Annotated in this window: 1 rRNA gene; it reads left to right on the top strand. The window is 54.1% G+C overall.

From position 1 onward, the window contains the following. A 23S ribosomal RNA gene (locus DK261_RS13030) occupies nt 1–521 on the top strand; the annotation flags it as partial.

The following is a 521-nucleotide window of genomic DNA, read 5'->3' as shown; positions in this document are numbered from 1 at the left end:
AAGGTGCGCTCAGACCGGTCGGAAATCGGTCGTAGAGTATAAAGGCAAAAGCGCGCTTGACTGCGAGACAGACACGTCGAGCAGGTACGAAAGTAGGTCTTAGTGATCCGGTGGTTCTGTATGGAAGGGCCATCGCTCAACGGATAAAAGGTACTCCGGGGATAACAGGCTGATACCGCCCAAGAGTTCATATCGACGGCGGTGTTTGGCACCTCGATGTCGGCTCATCACATCCTGGGGCTGAAGCCGGTCCCAAGGGTATGGCTGTTCGCCATTTAAAGTGGTACGCGAGCTGGGTTTAGAACGTCGTGAGACAGTTCGGTCCCTATCTGCCGTGGACGTTTGAGATTTGAGAGGGGCTGCTCCTAGTACGAGAGGACCGGAGTGGACGAACCTCTGGTGTTCCGGTTGTCACGCCAGTGGCATTGCCGGGTAGCTATGTTCGGAAAAGATAACCGCTGAAAGCATCTAAGCGGGAAACTTGCCTCAAGATGAGATCTCACTGGAACCTTGAGTTCCCT

The organism is Pseudomonas sp. RW409 (assembly GCF_003184125.1).
In the GTDB taxonomy this organism is placed as follows: domain Bacteria; phylum Pseudomonadota; class Gammaproteobacteria; order Pseudomonadales; family Pseudomonadaceae; genus Aquipseudomonas; species Aquipseudomonas chlororaphis_I.
The sequence above is the reverse complement of the archived record's forward strand: the minus strand, read 5'-3'. Positions and strand labels throughout refer to the sequence as shown.